Genomic DNA, 18,928 nt, shown 5'->3' with positions numbered 1-18,928 from the left:
TGCCCATGTCCGCGTCCCTCTCCCGTCCCCCCGTCGGTGTGTGGCTGATCGGGGCACGCGGCTCCGTCGCCACGACCGTCGTCGCGGGCTGCGCCGCCGTCGCCGCGGGACTGCAACCGCCCACGGGCATGGTCACCGAAACCCCCGCCTTCGCCGACTGCGGCCTGCCACCGCTGCCCTCCCTCGTCTTCGGCGGCCACGACACGGTGGACTGCCCGCTGCCCAAACGCGCGGAGGAACTCGCCGCCGGCGGCGTCCTGCCCCCCGGCCTCCCGGCCGCCGTCGCCGCCGAACTGGCCGCCGCCGACCGGGAGATCAAGCCGGGCGGCCCGCTCCCCGGCGACACCCGTACCGAGGACGAACTGATCGTCGCCTTCGCCGCCGACATCCAATCCTTCGTCCGCGAGCGCGGTCTGGCGCGAGCGGTGGTGGTGAACGTCGCCTCCACCGAGCCCGCACCCTCCGGCCGGGCACTCCCGCCCAGCACCCTGTACGCGGCAGCGGCCCTGCGCGCCGGCTGCCCCTACGTCAACTTCACCCCCTCCACCGGCCTGCACCACCCCTCCCTCGCGGCACCGGCCGCCGTGTCCGGCCTCCCGTACGCCGGCCGTGACGGCAAGACCGGCCAGACCCTCCTGCGCGCGGTCCTGGCCCCGATGTTCACCCAGCGGGCCCTCACGGTCCGCGCCTGGTCCGGCAGCAACCTGCTGGGCGGCGGCGACGGCGCCGCCCTCGCCGACCCCGCCGCGGCGGCGGCCAAGAACGCAGGCAAGGAGCGGGTCCTCACCGACGTCCTCGGGCAGGCCCCCGAGGGCGAGGTCCACATCGACGACGTCCCCGCCCTCGGCGACTGGAAGACCGCCTGGGACCACATCGCCTTCGACGGCTTCCTCGGCACCCGCATGATCCTCCAGACCATCTGGCAGGGCTGCGACTCGGCCCTCGCGGCCCCCCTGATCCTCGACCTGGCCCGCCTCACCACCCGCGCCCACGAGAGGGGCCTCGCCGGCCCCCTTACCGACCTCGCCTTCTACTTCAAGGACCCACTGGGCGAGGGTCCGGCAGCACTGGCGGACCAGTACACGGCACTGGTGCGGTTCGCCGGGCGGTTGCGGGGTGGGGGAGCCGGCGAGGACCGCGGCGCCGGTCAGCCCGGCATCGGCGGCGACAGCGCCGGGGAGACACAGTGAGCCACGACCCGAACCCCGCCCTCGCCTGGGCCGAACTCCTGCGCCTGCCCGCCCTGTTCACCGTCCCCGGCGACGCCCTGGCCGGCGCGGCCGCCACCGCCGCACCCCCCAACTCCCGCACCCTGCTCGCCATCGGCTCCTCCCTGTGCCTGTACGAGGCCGGCATGGCCCTCAACGACTGGGCCGACCGCCACGAGGACGCGGCCGAACGCCCGCACCGGCCCCTCCCCTCCGGCCGTATCCGACCGACCGCGGCCCTCACGGCGGCCTGCGCCCTCACCGGCACCGGCCTGGCCCTGGCCGTCCGTGCCGGACGCCCCGCCCTGGCCGTCGCCGCACCCCTCGCCGCCACGGTCTGGGCCTACGACCTCAAGCTGAAGCACACCCCGGCAGGCCCCGCGGCCATGGCCGCCGCCCGCGCCCTCGACCTGCTCCTGGGCGCCGCGGCCACCACCGGCCACACCCGCACCGCCCTCCCCTCCGCCGCCCTCCTCGGCAGCCACACCCTCGCGGTGACGGCCGTCTCCCGAAGCGAGACACGGGGTGGTGCCCCCCTGACAGCCCTGGCCGCTCTCACGACGACCGCTGTCCTGACGCGCCTGCTCACGCCTGACCCCGGGGCCGCTCGTCGGCCGGGAGTCGCGCGACCGGGCGCTGGTCGGCCGGGAGCCGGAACGCCGCGAGCCCGCCGGCCGGAACCGACCCCGGCGCCCGCGTCGACCGCGGCGTACATCCTGCGCGCCGCCCTCGCCGCCGCCTACGCAGCGACCGCGGCCCGTCCCTACTTCCACGCCACCCTCAACGCCTCACCTCCCCTCACCCAACGAGCCGTCGCCGGAGGCATCCGCGCCACGGTCCCTCTCCAGGCCGCCCTCACCGCCCGGTCCGGCGCCCGAGCCACCGCCGTGCTCGTCGCGGCCCTGGCCCCGCTGGGCCGCAGGTTCGCGAAGAGGGTGAGCATCACATGACCTCCACCACCTCCCTCCGCTTCGGCTACGGCACCAACGGCCTCGCCGACCTCCGTCTCGACGACGCGTTCCACCTCCTGGCCGACCTCGGCTACGACGGTGTCGGGCTGACCCTCGACCACATGCACCTCGACCCACTGGCGCCGGACCTCGCCGTCCGCACGCGCCACGTGGCGCACCGGCTGGACGCCCTCGGTCTCGGGGTCACCGTCGAGACGGGGGCCCGGTATGTGCTCGACCCGCGCCGCAAGCACGGGCCGTCGCTGCTGGACGCCGACCCGGACGACCGCGCCCGACGCGTCGACCTGCTGCTCCGGGCCGTCCGGGTCGCCGCCGATCTCGGGGCTCACGCCGTGCACTGCTTCAGCGGCATCACCCCCGAAGGCACGGACACGGACACCGCGTGGAAACGCCTGGCCGAGTCCCTCGCCCCCGTCCTGGACGCGGCCGCCACCGCCCGCATCCCTCTCGCCGTCGAACCCGAACCCGGCCACCTCCTGTCCACGCTCGCCGACTTCCACCGCCTCCGCCACGCCCTCGGCGACCCGGAACACCTCGGACTCACCCTCGACATCGGCCACTGCCAGTGCCTCGAACCCCTTTCCCCGGCCGACTGCGTCCGCGCCGCCGCCCCCTGGCTGCGCCATGTCCAGATCGAGGACATGCGCCGCGGCATCCATGAACACCTCCCCTTCGGAGACGGCGAGATCGACTTCCCGCCCGTCCTCGCGGCCCTCGCCGCCACCGGCTACCAGGGCCTGACCGTCGTGGAACTGCCCCGCCACTCCCACGCCGGTCCCCACTTCGCCGAACACTCCCTCCCGTTCCTCCACAGCGCCGCACCTCCACGCCGGGGCGATCCCTCCGCCACCCCAGAAGGGAGCACCTCATGACCCACCCGCGCCCCACCACGGGCACGCCGGCGGCGGCCACTGAGGGCACCACCCTCGCCCTCACCCCGCCGGCCCAGCTGCACGGTCACCTCGCCGACCGCCTCGGCGCAGCCGCCCGCGCCTGGCTCGACCAGGCCCTGGACGAGGCCGCCGCCCACCCCGGCACCCACGGACCCATCTCCGTATGGGAGTTGCGCCTCGCCGAGGCCGGACGCCGCTGCGGGCCCGAGTACGCCGACGCCGCCCGCGTCCTCATCCTTCACGCGGCCCGGGCCGACACGGAGGCCGTCACCCGTGTCTACTTCCAGGGCACCGGCGCCGAACGCCGCGCCGTCCTGCACGCCCTGCCTCACCTCGTGCCGGGCCCCGACGCCCTCCCGCTCGTCGAGGACGCCCTGCGCGCCAACGACACCCGGCTCCTCACCGCCGCCGTCGGCCCGTACGCCGCCCGGCACCTCGACCCCCACCAGTGGCGCCACGCCGTCCTGAAGTGCCTGTTCACCGGCGTGTCCGTCGACACGGTGGCCGACCTCGACCGCCGCGCCCACGCGGACCTCGAACTCGCCCGCATGCTCCGCGACTACGCCGCCGAACGCACCGCCGCGGGCCGTCCCGTGCCCGAGGACCTGTACCGCGTCCTGGCCCTGACCGAAGCCGACTCCCCACGCTCACCGCACGGTTCGGTCCACCCCCACGGCAAGGAGTCCTGATGCGCATCTTCGATCCCCACATCCATATGACGTCCAGGACCACCGACGACTACGAGGCCATGCACGCCGCAGGCGTCCGCGCCGTCGTCGAGCCCTCCTTCTGGCTCGGCCAGCCCCGCACCTCGCCGGCCACCTTCCTCGACTACTTCGACTCCCTCCTCGGCTGGGAACCCTTCCGCGCCGCCCAGTACGGCATCGCCCACCACTGCACGCTCGCCCTCAACCCCAAGGAGGCGAACGACCCGCGCTGCCTGCCCGTCCTCGACGAACTGCCCCGCTATCTCGTCAAGGACCAGGTCGTGGCCGTGGGCGAGATCGGCTACGACTCGATGACCCCTGCCGAGGACGCCGCCCTCGCCGCCCAGCTCCAACTCGCCGCCGACCACGAACTGCCCGCGCTCGTGCACACCCCGCACCGCGACAAGGCGGCCGGCCTGCGCCGCACCCTCGACGTCGTCGCCGAGTCCGCACTGCCCCCGGACCGCGTCCTGGTCGACCACCTCAACGAGACCACCGTCAAGGAAGCCAAGGACAGCGGCTGCTGGCTGGGCTTCTCCGTCTATCCCGACACCAAGATGGACGAGGAGCGGATGGTGGCGATCCTGCGCGCCTACGGACCCGAGCAGGTCCTGGTGAACTCCGCCGCCGACTGGGGTCGCAGCGACCCCCTCAAGACCCGCAGCGTCGCCGACCTGATGCTGGCCGAAGGCTTCACCGAGGACGACGTCGACCGGGTGCTGTGGCGCAACCCCGTCGCCTTCTACGGGCTCAGCGGCCGACTGAACCTCGACGTCACCACCACGGACGCCACCCACGAGGGCAACTCGATCCTCCGCGGCGGTGCGTGAGCCATGCGCTTCCGCCACCCCGACGGCTCCACCGTCCACCTCGCCTACTGCACCAACGTCCACCCCGCCGAGACCCTCGACGGCGTCCTCACCCAGCTCCGCGACCACTGCGAACCCGTCCGCCGCCGCCTCGGCCGCGACCGCCTGGGCATCGGCCTGTGGCTCGCCAAGGACGCCGCCGACGCCCTCGTCACCGACCCGTCCGCCCTGCGCGGCCTGCGCTGCGAACTCGACCGCCGGGGCCTGGAGGCCGTCACCCTCAACGGCTTCCCCTATGAAGGCTTCGGCGCCGAAGAGGTCAAGTACCGCGTCTACCGGCCGGACTGGACCGACCCCGAGCGCCTCGACCACACCACCGCCCTGGCCCGGGTCCTCGCCGGCCTCCTCCCCGACGACGTCACCGAGGGCACCATCTCCACCCTCCCGCTCGCCTGGCGCACCCGGCCCACGGAGACGGCCCACACCGCTCTGCGCACCCTCGCCGAACGCCTCGACGCCCTTGAGGAACTGACCGGACGCTCCATCCGCGTCGGCCTCGAACCCGAACCCGGCTGCATCGTCGAGACCACCGCCGACGCCATCGCCCCGCTCACCGCGGTCGGCCACGAACGCATCGGCATCTGCGTCGACACCTGCCACCTCGCCACCTCCTTCGAAGATCCGCACACCGCCCTGGACGCGCTCACCGCGGCCCGGGTCCCCGTCGTCAAGTCCCAGCTCTCGGCCGCGCTGCACGCCGAGCACCCTCACCTTCCCGAGGTCCGCGAGGCCCTCGCCGCCTTCGACGAGCCCCGCTTCCTGCACCAGACCCGCACCGCCACCGCCGCCGGCCTGCGCGGCACCGACGACCTCGGCGAAGCCCTCACCGACCACGTGCTCCCCGACGCCGCTCCCTGGCGCGCCCACTTCCACGTCCCGCTGCACGCGGCCCCCGCCGCGCCCCTCACCTCCACACTCCCCGTCCTGAAGACCGCCCTGACCCGGCTCGTCGGCGGCCCGCACCCGCTCACCCGCCACCTGGAGGTCGAGACCTACACCTGGCAGGCCCTCCCGCCCGAGCTGCGCCCCACCACCCGGGCCCAGCTCGCCGACGGCATCGCCGCCGAACTCACCCTGGCCCGCGACCTGTTGACGGACCTCGGCCTGAAGGAGCTGCCATGAGCACCCCCACCCCGCTCCTCGTCCTCGACGTCGTCGGCCTCACCCCCCGTCTCCTCGACGACATGCCCCACCTCAAGGCGCTCGGCGCGTCCGGTTCCCGCGCCCCGCTCGGCACCGTCCTGCCCGCCGTCACCTGCGCCGCCCAGTCCACCTTCCTCACCGGCACCCACCCGTCGGAGCACGGCATCGTCGGCAACGGCTGGTACTTCCGCGAACTCGGCGACGTACTCCTGTGGCGCCAGCACAACGGCCTGGTCGCCGGCGACAAACTCTGGGACGCCGCCCGCCGCGCCCACCCCGGCTACACCGTCGCCAATATCTGCTGGTGGTACGCCATGGGCGCCGACACCGACTACACCGTCACCCCCCGTCCCATCTACTACGCCGACGGCCGCAAGGAGCCCGACTGCTACACCCGGCCCCCGGCCCTGCACGACGAACTCACCGAGAAACTCGGCACGTTCCCGCTCTTCCACTTCTGGGGCCCCGGCGCGGACCTGGTCTCCAGCCGCTGGATCATCGACGCGACCCGCCACATCATGCGCACCCGCCACCCCGACCTGACGCTCAGCTACCTCCCTCACCTCGACTACGACCTGCAGCGCTTCGGCCCCGACGACCCGCGCTCCCTGAAGGCGGCCGCCGACCTGGACACCGCCCTGGCCCCGCTCCTGGACGACGCCCGCGCCGAGGGCCGTACCGTCGTCGCCCTGTCCGAGTACGGCATCACCCGCGTGAGCCGCCCCGTCGACATCAACCGCGCCCTGCGCCGTGCGGGCCTGCTGGAGGTGCACACGCAGGACGGCATGGAGTACCTGGACCCGATGGCCTCGCGCGCCTTCGCCGTCGCCGACCACCAGATCGCCCACGTCTACGTACGCCGCCCGGAGGACCTCGACGCGACCCGGGCCGCGCTCGACGGACTGCCCGGCATCGAGCAACTCCTCGACGACGAGGGCAAGAAGGCCCACCGGCTCGACCATCCGCGCTCCGGCGAACTCGTTGCCGTCGCGGAGCCGGACGCCTGGTTCACGTACTACTACTGGCTCGACGACGACCGCGCGCCCGACTTCGCACGCCTCGTCGAGATCCACCGCAAACCCGGCTACGACCCGGTCGAACTCTTCATGGACCCGCTCGACCCCTACGTCAAGGTCAAGGCCGCCGCAGCCCTGGCGCGCAAGAAACTCGGTCTGCGCTACCGGATGGCGGTCGTGCCCCTGGATCCCTCACCTATTCGCGGCAGCCACGGCCGCCTTCCCGCGAGCGACGACGACGGTCCGCTCCTCATCTGCTCCACCCCCCGCGCTGTCGGCGACTGCGTCGCGGCCACCGATGTGAAGTCACTGCTGCTCCGACTCGCCGGTCTCACCTGAGGACTGAACCCTCGGGTCCGACTGGTCACAAGTGAAGCACTCACCACTGACAACGCCCTGTGACCACAAGGAGTTCCCGCATGAGCCGCACCTCCCAGACCGACCCCGAACTCACCCACCGCCTCACCAGACGCGGCATGCTCGGCGTGGCCGCGGGCGCCACCGCCGCCGCCCTGCTGGGCTCCGCAGCCGCCCCCGCGACGGCCGCCACCGACACCGATGCCTCCGCCGCCGGGCGCGGCCGCCCCGTCCTGCCCCCCGGCCGGCTCGGCATCCAGCTCTACAGCCTCCGCGACAAGGTCTCCACCCTCGGTTTCGCCGCCGTCTTCGCCGAGTTGGAGAAGTACGGCTACGACGAGGTCGAGTTCGCCGGCTACACCCAGGGCTCGGCCGGCCCGATCACCCTCGCCCAGCTCAAGCGGCTGGCCAGGGACCACGGCCTGAACCCGATCGGCAGCCACGTCGGCTACTACTCCAGCGACCCCAACGCCTACACCTTCGCGCAGAACCTCACCAAGGTCCTCGACGACGCCCAGGCCCTCGGCCTCAAGCACATCGGCACCGCCTCCGGCCCGTTCCGCTACGGCTCCACCGTCGACGCCTGGAAGCGCGCCGCCGAGGAGTTCAACACCTACGGAGCCGCCGCCAAGGCACGCGGCATGAAGTTCTACCAGCACAACCACTCCGAGGAGTTCTCCTTCGCCACCGACAACCCCAAGGTCCGCCTCTACGACGTGCTGCTCGCCGAGACCGACCCCGACCTCGTCCACCTGGAGATGGACATCTTCTGGGCGTACTCCGGCCAGTTCCGCTTCTCCAAGCGGCCCGACGGCACCCCCGCGCCCTTCGAGCCCCTCGACTACGTGCTCAAGCAGCCCCACCGCTATCCGCTCTTCCATGTCAAGGACGGCGTCAGCGACCCGGCGAGCACCTACGGCTACCGCATGACCGACGTCGGCGACGGCGACATCGACTACCAGCGGTTCATCTCCGGCGTGACCCGGCTGCGCGGCGAGCGGCTCGCCCACCACTGGCAGGCCGAGCACGACAACCCGACCGAGTCCTTCACCTTCGCACGGCGTTCGAGCGAGCACCTGCACTCCCTGCGTGAGGACTGCTGACGGCCGTACACGCCTGAGGAGGCCCTCCCCATGCCGGGGAGGGCCTCCTCAGGTATGCGACGGGACCGGGGAAGTCGGTCACCTTGGGGTGGGGACGGTCTGCGGCTGCGTACGGAACTGCCGTCGTGTCACGCCATTTCCTCGCCGAGCGGTTGCGGGTTGGGAACGATGCTGCGCTCGGCCTGCGGCCGGCCGGGTGACTTCAGGAAGAGCGCCAGTACGGCCGAGGCCAGGCCGATGCAGCCCGCGATGACGAACGCGCCCTCGTAGTCCCAGGCGGCGACCACGATCGAGCCCATACCGGAGCCCACGAGCCCCGAGATCAGCTTCGAGCTGTAGACCATGCCGTAGTTGGTGGCGTTGTTGTTCTCACCGAAGTAGTCGGCCGTCATCGCGGCGAACAGTGGGAAGATCGCGCCGCCGCCGAAGCCGGAGACCATGGAGCAGAACAGGAAGAACGGCATGCTGCCCATCTGACCGGAGATCAGCACACCGAACTGGGCCGAGCCGAGCACGATACAGACGATGATCAGGGTGTTGCGGCGGCCGTAGCGGTCCGAGATCCAGCCGATGACCCCGCGCCCGGTGCCGTTGACGATCGCCTTCAGGGACATCGCCGTGGCCACGATCCCGCCCGCGAAGCCCATGTCCTTGCCGAACGGCACCTGGAAGGCGATGCCGAAGATATTGATCCCGGCCGTGCACAGCAGACAGAACCACATCATCCACAGGACTGGTGTACGTGCGGCCTCCCTCGGGCTGTACTGCTTCACCGCCGGCGGGTTCTTCTCCAGTGCCCGGCGGATCTTCGGGTCGTCGGTCTGCCTGAGCGGGTCGACGTGCGGCGGCCACCAGTTCTTCGGCGGGTCCTTGAAGAACCAGCCCGCGAACGCCACGACCGCACAGCAGATGAGACCGACCATCACCAGGACGCCCTGGTAGTTGCTCAGGTCCATGTAGGAGGTGAACAGGAACACGAAAGGCACGGAGCCGTAGGCGAAACCGCCGTTGACCATGCCGGTCTTGCCGCCCTTGCGCTCCGGATACCACTTGCCGACCATGTTCACGCAGGTCGCGTAGACGAGGCCGGCGCCGATGCCGCTGCACATGCCGAAGCCGAGATAGGCGACGGTCACGTGCGGCGCGTACGCGAGTGAGAGATATCCGAGGATCGTGCCCAGCGCGCCGAGCATCATCGCGTACCGCGCGGGGAGCTTTCCGCTCTCCCTCAGCTGCCCGGCCGGGAAGGCCACGGCCGCCTGGAAGAACACCCAGACGCCCATCAGCCAGAAGATGTGCCCGCTGTCCCACAGATGGGCCTCGTGCAGGGTGTCCTCGGCGGAGGTGAACGCGTACTCCGAGGAACTGATGCCCAGCATGCCCATCCACGGGAAGAGCACCATGGTCCATCGTGGCCGCCCCATGATGTCCCGGTCGGTCTCCCCGATCCGGTACACGCGGCCGTTGCGGTCCGTCACCTCCCTGTAGGTGGCGGATGTCGAGAGGTCGGTGGTTGTCATGTCGCTCAGCACCCCTTGCGTCGAAAGTTCTGGCCAGCGCCCCCTGTCCAATGCCTTTCGTGCGCGCACGGGTCCCGGGGCCGGCCGACGCGCACCGTCGACCGGCCCCCCGCTCCCTCACCTCATGAGCCGCCCCCCAACAAGCCCGCCGCCCGGGCCCACCGGTACTTGGCGCCGAGCACGGCCACCGGCCGCTCGGTCGTGTACGGATACGCCACGACCCCCCGCTCGTAGAGGTACTGGCAGGCCTCCTCGACCTCGACGTCACCCGCGAGCGAGGCCACCACGGGCTTGGAGATCCCGCGCTCCCGGAATTCGGCCACCACGCGCGCGGTGAGCTCGGCGAAGACCATGGGAGGCGTGACGATGGTGTGCCAGTAGCCCAGCACGAGCGCGTGGATGCGCGGATCCTCCAGACCCAGCCGAATCGTCGCCTCGTACGTCGACGGCGGCTCGCCCCCGGTGATGTCCACCGGGTTGCCCGCGGCGCCGAAGGGCGGGATGAACTTCCGGAAGGCCTCGTCCAGGTCCGGCGGGATCTCCATGAGGGACAGGCCGTTGTCGGTGACCGCGTCGGAGAGCAGGACCCCGCTGCCGCCGGCCCCGGTGATGATCACGACGTTGTCGCCCTGGGGAGTGGGCAGCACCGGCAACGCGCGCGCGTACTCCAGCATGTCGTTCAGACCGGGCGCCCGGATGACACCGGCCTGCCGCAGGATGTCGTCGTACACGGCGTCGTCCCCGGCGAGAGCGCCCGTGTGCGAGCCGGCCGCCTTCGCGCCCGCCGCGGTACGCCCGGCCTTGAGCACGACCACCGGCTTCCTCGGTACGGTCGCCCGCGCGGCCTCCACGAAGGCGCGACCGTCCTTGAGGTCCTCCAGGTGCATCGCGATGCACTCGGTGTGCGGGTCCTCGCCGAACCAGGTCAGCAGGTCGTCCTCGTCCAGGTCGGACTTGTTGCCGAGGCCGACGATCGCCGACACGCCCGTCTTCGTGGTGCGGGCGAAGCCCAGGATGGCCATGCCGATGCCACCGGACTGCGAGGTCAGCGCCACCGGTCCCTTGACGTCGTAGGGCGTGCAGAACGTGGCGCACAGGTCCTGCCACGTCGAGTAGTAGCCGTAGATGTTCGGTCCGAGCAGCCGTACGCCGTGCCGCTCGGCGATCGCCACGATCTCCGCCTGGAGTTCGTGCTCGCCGGTCTCCGCGAAGCCGGAGGGGATCAGCACGGCGTTGGGGATCTTCTTGCGTCCCACCTCCTCCAGGGCCGAGGCCACGAACTTGGCGGGGATCGCGAAGACCGCCACATCCACCTCACCGGGAACGTCCGTGACACTCTTGTACGCCTTGCGGCCCAGAATGTCATCGGCCTTGGGGTTCACCGGATGGATCTCTCCGGAGAAGCCGCCGTCGATGAGGTTGCGCATCACCGAATTGCCGATCTTTCCCTGCTCGTTGGAGGCGCCGATCACGGCGACCGAGGAGGGCTGCATCAGGCGGCGCATGGACGTGAGGATCTCGTCCCGCGTGTAGCGGCGGCGCGGCTTCGCGGGTGCTTCGGAGAGGATCACGCGAATGTCGGCGGCGACCGCTCCCTCCGCGGTGGCGATCACCGGGTTGAGGTCGACCTCCGCGATCTCGGGGAAGTCCGTGACCAGTTGGGACACCCGCCGGATCTGCTCCGCGATCGCCCACCGGTCCACGGCCGCCTGGCCGCGCACCCCGCGCAGGATCTCCGCCGACCGGATCGAGTCCAGCATCGACAGGGCCTCGTCCCCGTCCACGGGCGCGAGCCGGAAGGTGACGTCCTTGAGGACCTCGACCAGCACCCCGCCGAGCCCGAAGGCCACGACCTTGCCGAACGTCGGGTCGGTCACCGCGCCGACGATGACCTCCTGCCCCTTCGGGAGCAGCTCCTGCACCTGTACGCCCTCGATGCGCGCGGATGCGTTGAACGCGCGCGCGTTGTCGACGATCGTGTGGAACGCGGCCCGTACTTCGGCGGCGCCCTCCACCCCGACGACCACTCCGCCGGCGTCGGTCTTGTGCAGGATGTCCGGCGAGACGATCTTCATCACCACGGGCCCGCCGAAGCGCGCCGCGTACGCCACCGCCTCGTCGACGTCGGTCGCCAACTCCTCCCCGGGTACGGCGATCCCGTACGCGTCGGCGACCACCTTGCCCTCGGGTGCGGTCAGCGCGGTGCGTCCCTCGGCCCGCACGGAGTCGAGGAGCGTGCGCACCCTAAGGACGCGGTCTTCGGCCATCACGTCAGATCACTCCGTTCGACTTGAGCAGGCGCAGTTCCTCGTCGCCGAGACCGAGCTCGCCGATGTAGACCTCTTCGTTGTGCTGGCCGAGCAGCGGTGAACTGGTCACCTCGACGGGGGAGTCGGAGAGCTTCAGCGGGCTGCCGACGGTCACGAAATCGCCCCGCTCGGGGTGCGGGACGGTGACGACCATCTCGTTGTCGACCAGCGAGGAGTCCTCGATGATCTCCTTGGTGGACAGGATCGGCCCGCACGGGATGTTGTGGGCGTTGAGCCTCTCCAACACCTCCCACTTGGGCAGGGTCGAGGACCACTCCTCGATCAGCTGGAACATCTTGCCGAGCTTGGGCAGCCGGGCCTCCGGCGTCGCCCACTCGGGGTCCTCGGCCAGCTCGGGCCGGCCGATCAGCTCGCTGACGGGCTGCCAGCCGACGGGCTGCACGATGACGTACACATAGTCGTTGGGGCCGCCCGGCGCGCACTTGACCGCCCAGCCGGGCTGACCGCCGCCGGACGCGTTTCCCGAGCGGGGAACTTCCGTGCCGAAGTCCTCGTTCGGATATTCAGCGAGCGGGCCGTGGCCCAGGCGCTGCTGGTCCCTCAGCTTCACCCGGCAGAGGTTGAGGACGGCGTGCTGCATGGCCACGTTCACCCGCTGACCGCGCCCGGTGCTCTCACGCTGGAACAGCGCCGCGAGAATCCCCGCCACGGCGTGGACGCCCGTGCCCGAGTCCCCGATCTGGGCCCCCGTCGCCAGCGGCGGCCCGTCCTCGAACCCGGTGGTCGACATGGACCCGCCCATGGCCTGCGCGACGACCTCGTACGCCTTGAAGTTGGTGTACGGGCCGTCGCCGAACCCCTTGATGGAGGCATAGACGATTCGTGGATTGATCTCCTGGATGCGTTCCCAGGTGAAGCCCATCCGGTCGACCGCGCCCGGTCCGAAGTTCTCGACCATGACGTCCGAGCGCCGGATCAGCTCGGTGAGGATCTCCTTGCCGCGCTGGGTCTTGGTGTTCAGGGTGATGCTCCGCTTGTTGCAGTTGAGCATCGTGAAGTAGAGGGAGTCGACGTCGGGGACGTCGCGCAGCTGCTTGCGCGTGATGTCGCCGGTCGGCGCCTCCAGCTTGACGACGTCCGCTCCGAGCCAGGCCAGCAGCTGGGTCGCGGAGGGCCCGGACTGGACGTGGGTCATGTCCAGGACACGGATGCCGTCAAGTGCCTTGGTGGGCGTACCAGTCATCGGGGCCACCTCACTTGTACATGGTCTGGTTCATGGTTCCGGGGGCGTACGCGTCCGGGTCGACCCAGACGTTGATCAGCGAGGGCTTTCCGGACTCGCGGGCGCGCCGGAGCGCGGGGCCGATGTCGGCGGGGTCGCGGACCTCCTCGCCGTAACCGCCCAGCATCTGGGCGAACTTGTCGTAGTGGACGTCGCCGAGGGTGTTGCCGACCCGCTCGCGCGCCTCGCCGTACTTGGCCTTCTGGCCGTAACGGATCTGGTTCATGGAGGAGTTGTTGCCGACGATGCCGACGAAGGGGAGGTCGTAGCGGACGAGGGTCTCGAAGTCCCAGCCGGTGAGGGAGAACGCGCCGTCGCCGAAGAGGGCGACGACCTCCTTGTCGGGCCGCGCCTGCTTGGCCGCGAGCACGAACGGGACGCCGACGCCGAGCGTGCCGAGCGGGCCGGGGTCCATCCAGTGGCCGGGCGACTTGGGCTGCACCACCTGGCCGGAGAAGGTGACGATGTCGCCGCCGTCGCCGATGTAGATCGAGTCCTCGGTGAGGAAGTCGTTGATCTCGCTGACCAGTCGGTACGGGTGGATGGGCGAGGCGTCCGAGCGCAGTTGCGGCAGCCGCTTCTCAAGGGCGGTCTGCTCGGCGGCGCGCAGTTCGTCGAGCCACTCCTTGCGCTTGGACGCCCCGCCGTTCAGGCGCCCGGAAGCGGCCTCGGTCACGGACTTGAGGACCAGTCCGGCGTCGCCGACGATCCCCAGGTCGATGTCGCGGTTCTTGCCGACGGTGCGGTAGTCGAGGTCGATCTGCACGACGGTCGCGTCCGGCGAGAGCCGTTTGCCGTAGCCCATACGGAAGTCGAAGGGCGTCCCGACGATGACGATGACATCGGCGCCGGAGAAGGCGTACCGGCGGGAGAGCTGGAAGTGGTGCGGGTCCCCGGGCGGGAGGGTGCCGCGGCCCGCTCCGTTCATGTACGCGGGGATGTTGAGGGTGCGGACGAGTTCGACGGCGGCCTCGGTGCCGCGGGTCGTCCACACCTGGCTGCCCAGCAGAATGGCCGGCTTCTCGGCGTGCACGAGCAGGTCGGCGAGCTTCTCGATCGCCTCGGGGTCGCCGGCCGAGCGGGTCGAGGCGCGGTAGGCGCCGGGCTTCGGCACACGTGCCTTGCTCACCGGCACCTTGGCGTCGAGGACGTCGCGCGGGATCTCCAGGAAGGAGGGCCCGGGCGCGCCGTGGTAGCACTCGCGGAACGCCATGGACACCATGTCCGCGGCGCGTGCCGTGTCCGGCACGGCGGCCGCGAACTTGGTGATCGGCGTCATCATGTCGACGTGCGGAAGGTCCTGGAGGGACCCCATCTTGTGCTGGGTGAGGGCGCCTTGGCCGCCGATCAGCAGCATCGGGGACTCCGCGCGGAAGGCGTTGGCGACACCGGTGACGGCGTCGGTCGTACCGGGCCCCGCGGTGACGACCGCGCAGCCGGGCTTGCCGGTGATGCGCGCGTAACCGTCGGCGGCGTGGGCGGCGACCTGTTCGTGCCGGACGTCGACGACTTCTATGCCCTCGTCGACGCAGCCGTCGTAGATGTCGATGATGTGGCCGCCGCACAGGGTGTAGATGCGGTCGACCCCCTCGGCCTTGAGCGCTTTGGCAACGAGATGACCACCGGAAATCACGTCCTGGGTGTCGTCGGGCATGGCGAAGTCCTGTCCCTTCGTAGGGGGTTGGAACGCTCTCGCGGTACATTGCATACAGTCGACGAATACTGTATGAAGCTTGTTATCCCGCATCCGGTGGGTGGTGTCCAGGGGGCGTGCGGCACTTTTCAGACAGGAGCCGAGATGGACCTGTACGAGCACCAGGCAAGGGAACTCTTCGAGGAACACGGCATCTTGGTGCCGAGGGCCGAGGTGACGGACTCACCCAAGAAGGCCCGCGAGACGGCCCGCGCCCTCGGCGGGCGAGTTGTGGTCAAGGCCCAGGTCAAGACCGGTGGCCGCGGCAAGGCGGGCGGGGTGAAGCTCGCCGCCGACCCGGCCGCGGCCGAACTCACGGCCCGTCAGATCCTCGGGATGGACATCAAGGGCCACACGGTCGGCAAGGTGATGCTGGCCCAACCCGTGGACATCGAGAGCGAGTTCTACGTCTCCTATGTCCTCGACCGCGCGGCCGGCCGCTTCCTCGCCATCGCCTCCGCCGAGGGCGGCATGGAGATCGAGGAGATCGCCGCCACCCGGCCCGAGGCGGTGGCCCGCATCCACATCGACCCGGCCGAGGGCGTCACCTCGGCAAAGGCGGGCGAGATCGCGCAGAAGGCCGGACTCCCGCCGCAGACCGTCGACGTCCTGGTGCGGCTGTGGGAGGTGCTGGTCCGTGAGGACGCCGTCCTCGTCGAGGTCAACCCGCTCGTCCGCACGATGGACGGACAGATCCTGGCCCTCGACGGCAAGGTGACCCTCGACGACAACGCCGTCTTCCGGCAGGCGCGTTGGGGCGACGAGAGCGCGGCGCACGACGATCCGCTGGAGGCGGCGGCCGCGGCCAAGGGCCTCAACTACGTGAAACTCGACGGCGAGGTCGGCGTCATCGGCAACGGCGCCGGACTGGTCATGTCGACCCTCGACGTCGTCGCGGGCTGCGGCGCCCGACCCGCCAACTTCCTCGACATCGGCGGCGGAGCCTCGGCACAGGTCATGGCCGACGGGCTGTCCGTGATCCTCTCGGACCCGGCCGTGAAGTCGGTCTTCGTCAACGTCTTCGGCGGCATCACCGCCTGCGACGCGGTAGCCGACGGCATCGTGCAGGCCCTGGACGAGGTGCAGTTGACCAAACCGCTCGTCGTCCGACTCGACGGCAACAACGCCGCCCGCGGCCGCGCCATCCTCGACGGGCGCGCCCACCCGCTGGTCCAGCAGGCCACCACCATGGACGGCGCCGCCCGCCGCGCCGCCCAACTCGCCACCTCAGCCTAAGGAGACGGGACACCATGGCCATCTACCTCACCAAGGAGAGCAAGGTCCTCGTCCAGGGCATGACCGGCGGCGAGGGCATGAAGCACACCCGGCGCATGCTCGCCTCCGGCACCAATGTCGTCGGCGGCGTCAACCCCCGCAAGGCCGGCCGCACCGTCGACTTCGACGACCGTGCCGTCCCCGTCTTCGGCTCCGTGGCCGAGGGCATGGCGGAGACCGGAGCGGACGTGAGCGTCGTCTTCGTGCCACCCGCCTTCGCCAAGGCGGCCGTCGTGGAGGCCGCCGACGCCGGCATCGGCCTCGCGGTCGTCATCACCGAGGGCATCCCGGTCCACGACTCCGTCGCCTTCACCACGTACGCCCGGCAGAAGGGCACACGGATCATCGGCCCCAACTGCCCGGGCCTGATCACTCCCGGCCAGTCCAACGCCGGCATCATCCCGGCCGACATCACCAAACCGGGCCGTATCGGACTGGTCTCCAAGTCGGGCACCCTCACCTACCAACTCATGTACGAACTCCGCGACATCGGCTTCTCCACCTGCGTCGGCATCGGCGGGGACCCGGTGATCGGAACGACCCACATCGACTGCCTGGCCGCATTCCAGGACGACCCCGACACCGAACTCGTCGTACTCATCGGGGAGATCGGCGGCGACGCGGAGGAACGCGCGGCCGCATACATACGGGAGCACGTCACCAAGCCGGTCGTCGGCTACATCGCGGGCTTCACCGCCCCCGAGGGCAAGACCATGGGGCACGCGGGCGCCATCGTGTCCGGCTCCTCCGGAACCGCGCAGGCGAAGAAGGAGGCGCTGGAGGCGGTCGGGGTCAGTGTGGGAAGCACGCCGACCGAGACCGCGAAACTTGTGCTCTCCCGTCTCGAAGAGCAGCGCCAGGTCACCCATAGTTGACCTGAGCCATGCACCGGACAGCGGCCGCCCGGTCCTCGGAGATCGGCTCCGAGGCCGGTCCGCTGCCCATCCCGCCCCCGACTGTGCACCGAGAGCGGAGCAACCCGATGGCAACCACCCTCACCCTCAAAACCGGCACCTCCTGGGCCGACGCCTGGCAGCGCTGCCTCGCCGTCGCCCCCGAGGCATTCCGGGACGACCGCGTCCTCAACCTCTGGAACGGCGCCTGGCAGGCGGACGGCCGGGCCCTGCCCGCCACCAGCCCCGTCGACGGCACCCCCGTCGCCGGCCCGCCACGGCTGGACCGCGCCACCGCCCACCGAGCCGTCCGCGCCTCGCTCGACCAGCACCGCGCCTGGCGCCACATCCCCCTCGACGAGCGCCGCGCCCGGGTCGCGGCCACCCTCGACGCCCTCACCGAACACCGCGAACTGCTCGCCCTGCTGCTCGTCTGGGAGATCGGCAAGCCCTGGCGGCTGGCCCAGGCCGACGTCGACCGGGCCATCGACGGCGTGCGCTGGTACGTCGACGGAATCGAGCCGATGCTCGCCGACCGCGCTCCGCTGGACGGGCCGGTGTCCAACATCGCGAGCTGGAACTACCCGATGAGCGTGCTCGTTCACGCAGTACTGGTACAGGCACTGGCAGGCAACGCGGTCATCGCCAAGACCCCGACCGACGGCGGTGTCGCCTGTCTCACCCTGGCCTGTGCACTCGCCGCCCGCGAGGGCATCCCCGTCACCCTCGTCAGCGGCAGCGGAGGCGAGCTGTCCCAGGCGCTGGTGCGGGCGCCCGAGATCGGCTGCGTCTCCTTCGTCGGCGGCCGCGACACCGGCGCCGCGGTGGCCACGGCCGTCGCCGACCTCGGCAAGCGCCATGTACTCGAACAGGAAGGACTCAACACCTGGGGCATCTGGAACTACACGGACTGGGAAGCGCTCACGGCGGTCGTCCCGAAACTCTTCGACTACGGCAAACAGCGCTGCACGGCGTATCCGCGCTTCGTCGTCCAGCGTGAGCTGTTCGACGAGTTCCTGGCGGCGTACCTCCCGGCGGTGCGCACGCTCAGGGTCGGCCACCCGCTGGCCGTCGAGCAGAGCGACGACCCCTACCCGGCGCTGGACTTCGGTCCGGTGATCAATGCGGCCAAGGCCAAGGAGCTCCACGACCAGGTCGCCGAGGCGATCGACCGGGGCGCCGTCCCACTGCACCGCGGCAGGCTGTCCGACGCCCGCTTCCTGACCGGCCAGGACACGGCGGCGTACGTCCAGCCGGTCACGCTCCTCAACCCACCACCGTCCTCGCCGCTGCACCACGCGGAGCCGTTCGGCCCGGTCGACACCATCGTCCTGGTCGACACCGAGGCGGAGCTGCTGGCTGCGATGAACGCCTCCAACGGCGCCCTCGTGGCCACGCTCTCCACGGACGACCGTGCCACCTACGACCGGCTCGCCCCGCAGATCCGCGCCTTCAAGGTCGGCCACGGCACACCGCGCTCCCGCGGCGACCGCGACGAACTGTTCGGCGGCTTCGGCGCGTCCTGGCGGGGCGCGTTCGTCGGCGGCGAGCTGCTGGTGCGGGCGGTGACGCTCGGGCCGGCCGGGGAGCGGCTGCCGGGGAACTTCCCGGAGTATCACCTCATGCCGTGATGGTCGGGCCGGCGGGGGCGGAGTGTCGGGTCCGTCCGTCCCCGTGCGGCGTCCTCAGGCCGTGACGGCCGGACTGTCGGCTGTGTCAGCCGTGACG

At 71.0% G+C, this 18,928-nt stretch carries 15 protein-coding genes; 11 read left to right on the top strand and 4 right to left on the bottom strand.

All coding sequences use genetic code 11. The features are described 5' to 3' along the window. Window positions 1–5 precede the first annotated feature (5 nt). The 8 genes from AB0Q90_RS21700 (at window position 6) to AB0Q90_RS21665 (ending at window position 8,267) form a co-directional block, all read left to right on the top strand. Entirely contained in the window at window positions 6–1,190 is a 1,185-nt protein-coding gene (locus tag AB0Q90_RS21700; protein WP_363159833.1) for an inositol-3-phosphate synthase, read from the top strand. Next, window positions 1,187–2,158: an SCO3242 family prenyltransferase gene (locus AB0Q90_RS21695; RefSeq protein ID WP_363159834.1), complete on the top strand. Its 972-nt coding sequence runs from the start codon at window positions 1,187–1,189 to the stop codon at window positions 2,156–2,158. Before AB0Q90_RS21700 ends, AB0Q90_RS21695 begins: the two co-directional genes overlap by 4 nt. Next, window positions 2,155–3,051 (top strand): sugar phosphate isomerase/epimerase family protein, encoded by an 897-nt coding sequence (locus tag AB0Q90_RS21690; protein WP_363159835.1) that lies wholly within the window; start codon window positions 2,155–2,157, stop codon window positions 3,049–3,051. Before AB0Q90_RS21695 ends, AB0Q90_RS21690 begins: the two co-directional genes overlap by 4 nt. After that, on the top strand, window positions 3,048–3,761 hold the full coding sequence (locus AB0Q90_RS21685; RefSeq protein ID WP_363159836.1) for an EboA domain-containing protein: 714 nt from the start codon (window positions 3,048–3,050) through the stop codon (window positions 3,759–3,761). Before AB0Q90_RS21690 ends, AB0Q90_RS21685 begins: the two co-directional genes overlap by 4 nt. Continuing rightward, window positions 3,761–4,609, top strand: coding sequence for a TatD family hydrolase (locus AB0Q90_RS21680; RefSeq protein ID WP_363159837.1), 849 nt, complete (start codon window positions 3,761–3,763; stop codon window positions 4,607–4,609). The genes AB0Q90_RS21685 and AB0Q90_RS21680 overlap by 1 nt, the downstream gene beginning before the upstream one ends. Window positions 4,610–4,612: 3 nt before the next feature. Then, window positions 4,613–5,770: a metabolite traffic protein EboE gene (gene eboE, locus AB0Q90_RS21675; protein WP_363159838.1), complete on the top strand. Its 1,158-nt coding sequence runs from the start codon at window positions 4,613–4,615 to the stop codon at window positions 5,768–5,770. Then, on the top strand, window positions 5,767–7,146 hold the full coding sequence (locus tag AB0Q90_RS21670) for a nucleotide pyrophosphatase/phosphodiesterase family protein (RefSeq protein ID WP_363159839.1): 1,380 nt from the start codon (window positions 5,767–5,769) through the stop codon (window positions 7,144–7,146). Before eboE ends, AB0Q90_RS21670 begins: the two co-directional genes overlap by 4 nt. 80 nt (window positions 7,147–7,226) lie before the next feature. Continuing rightward, entirely contained in the window at window positions 7,227–8,267 is a 1,041-nt protein-coding gene (locus tag AB0Q90_RS21665) for a sugar phosphate isomerase/epimerase (protein WP_363159840.1), read from the top strand. Window positions 8,268–8,395: 128 nt separating this feature from the next. Here the strand turns inward: AB0Q90_RS21665 and AB0Q90_RS21660 are convergent, their stop codons facing one another. The 4 genes from AB0Q90_RS21660 to AB0Q90_RS21645 all read right to left on the bottom strand — a co-directional run bounded on the left by AB0Q90_RS21660 (window position 8,396) and on the right by AB0Q90_RS21645 (window position 14,993). Beyond that, entirely contained in the window at window positions 8,396–9,787 is a 1,392-nt protein-coding gene (locus tag AB0Q90_RS21660) for an OFA family MFS transporter (RefSeq protein WP_363159841.1), read from the bottom strand. Window positions 9,788–9,909: 122 nt separating this feature from the next. Next, window positions 9,910–12,054: an acetate--CoA ligase family protein gene (locus tag AB0Q90_RS21655; RefSeq protein ID WP_363159842.1), complete on the bottom strand. Its 2,145-nt coding sequence runs from the start codon at window positions 12,052–12,054 to the stop codon at window positions 9,910–9,912. A 4-nt stretch (window positions 12,055–12,058) separates the two neighbouring features. Continuing rightward, entirely contained in the window at window positions 12,059–13,300 is a 1,242-nt protein-coding gene (frc, locus tag AB0Q90_RS21650; protein WP_363159843.1) for a formyl-CoA transferase, read from the bottom strand. 10 nt (window positions 13,301–13,310) lie between these two features. Further along, window positions 13,311–14,993 carry a thiamine pyrophosphate-binding protein gene (locus AB0Q90_RS21645; protein ID WP_363159844.1) on the bottom strand — a complete coding sequence of 561 codons (1,683 nt, stop codon included), beginning with the start codon at window positions 14,991–14,993 and terminating at the stop codon, window positions 13,311–13,313. Between the two features lie 144 nt (window positions 14,994–15,137). Here AB0Q90_RS21645 and sucC point away from each other — a divergent pair, with 144 nt between their 5' ends. The 3 genes from sucC (at window position 15,138) to AB0Q90_RS21630 (ending at window position 18,831) form a co-directional block, all read left to right on the top strand. Continuing rightward, window positions 15,138–16,268: an ADP-forming succinate--CoA ligase subunit beta gene (sucC, locus tag AB0Q90_RS21640; RefSeq protein WP_363159845.1), complete on the top strand. Its 1,131-nt coding sequence runs from the start codon at window positions 15,138–15,140 to the stop codon at window positions 16,266–16,268. A 14-nt stretch (window positions 16,269–16,282) separates the two neighbouring features. Then, window positions 16,283–17,182 (top strand): succinate--CoA ligase subunit alpha, encoded by a 900-nt coding sequence (gene sucD, locus AB0Q90_RS21635; protein WP_363159846.1) that lies wholly within the window; start codon window positions 16,283–16,285, stop codon window positions 17,180–17,182. Window positions 17,183–17,289: 107 nt separating this feature from the next. Further along, a complete protein-coding gene (locus AB0Q90_RS21630; RefSeq protein ID WP_363159847.1) occupies window positions 17,290–18,831 on the top strand; it encodes an aldehyde dehydrogenase family protein in 1,542 nt (513 codons plus the stop codon). Window positions 18,832–18,928 lie beyond the last annotated feature (97 nt).

The sequence above is a fragment of the Streptomyces sp. NPDC079141 genome (assembly GCF_040686775.1).
Classification (GTDB): Bacteria; Actinomycetota; Actinomycetes; order Streptomycetales; family Streptomycetaceae; genus Streptomyces.
The sequence above is the reverse complement of the archived record's forward strand: the minus strand, read 5'-3'. Positions and strand labels throughout refer to the sequence as shown.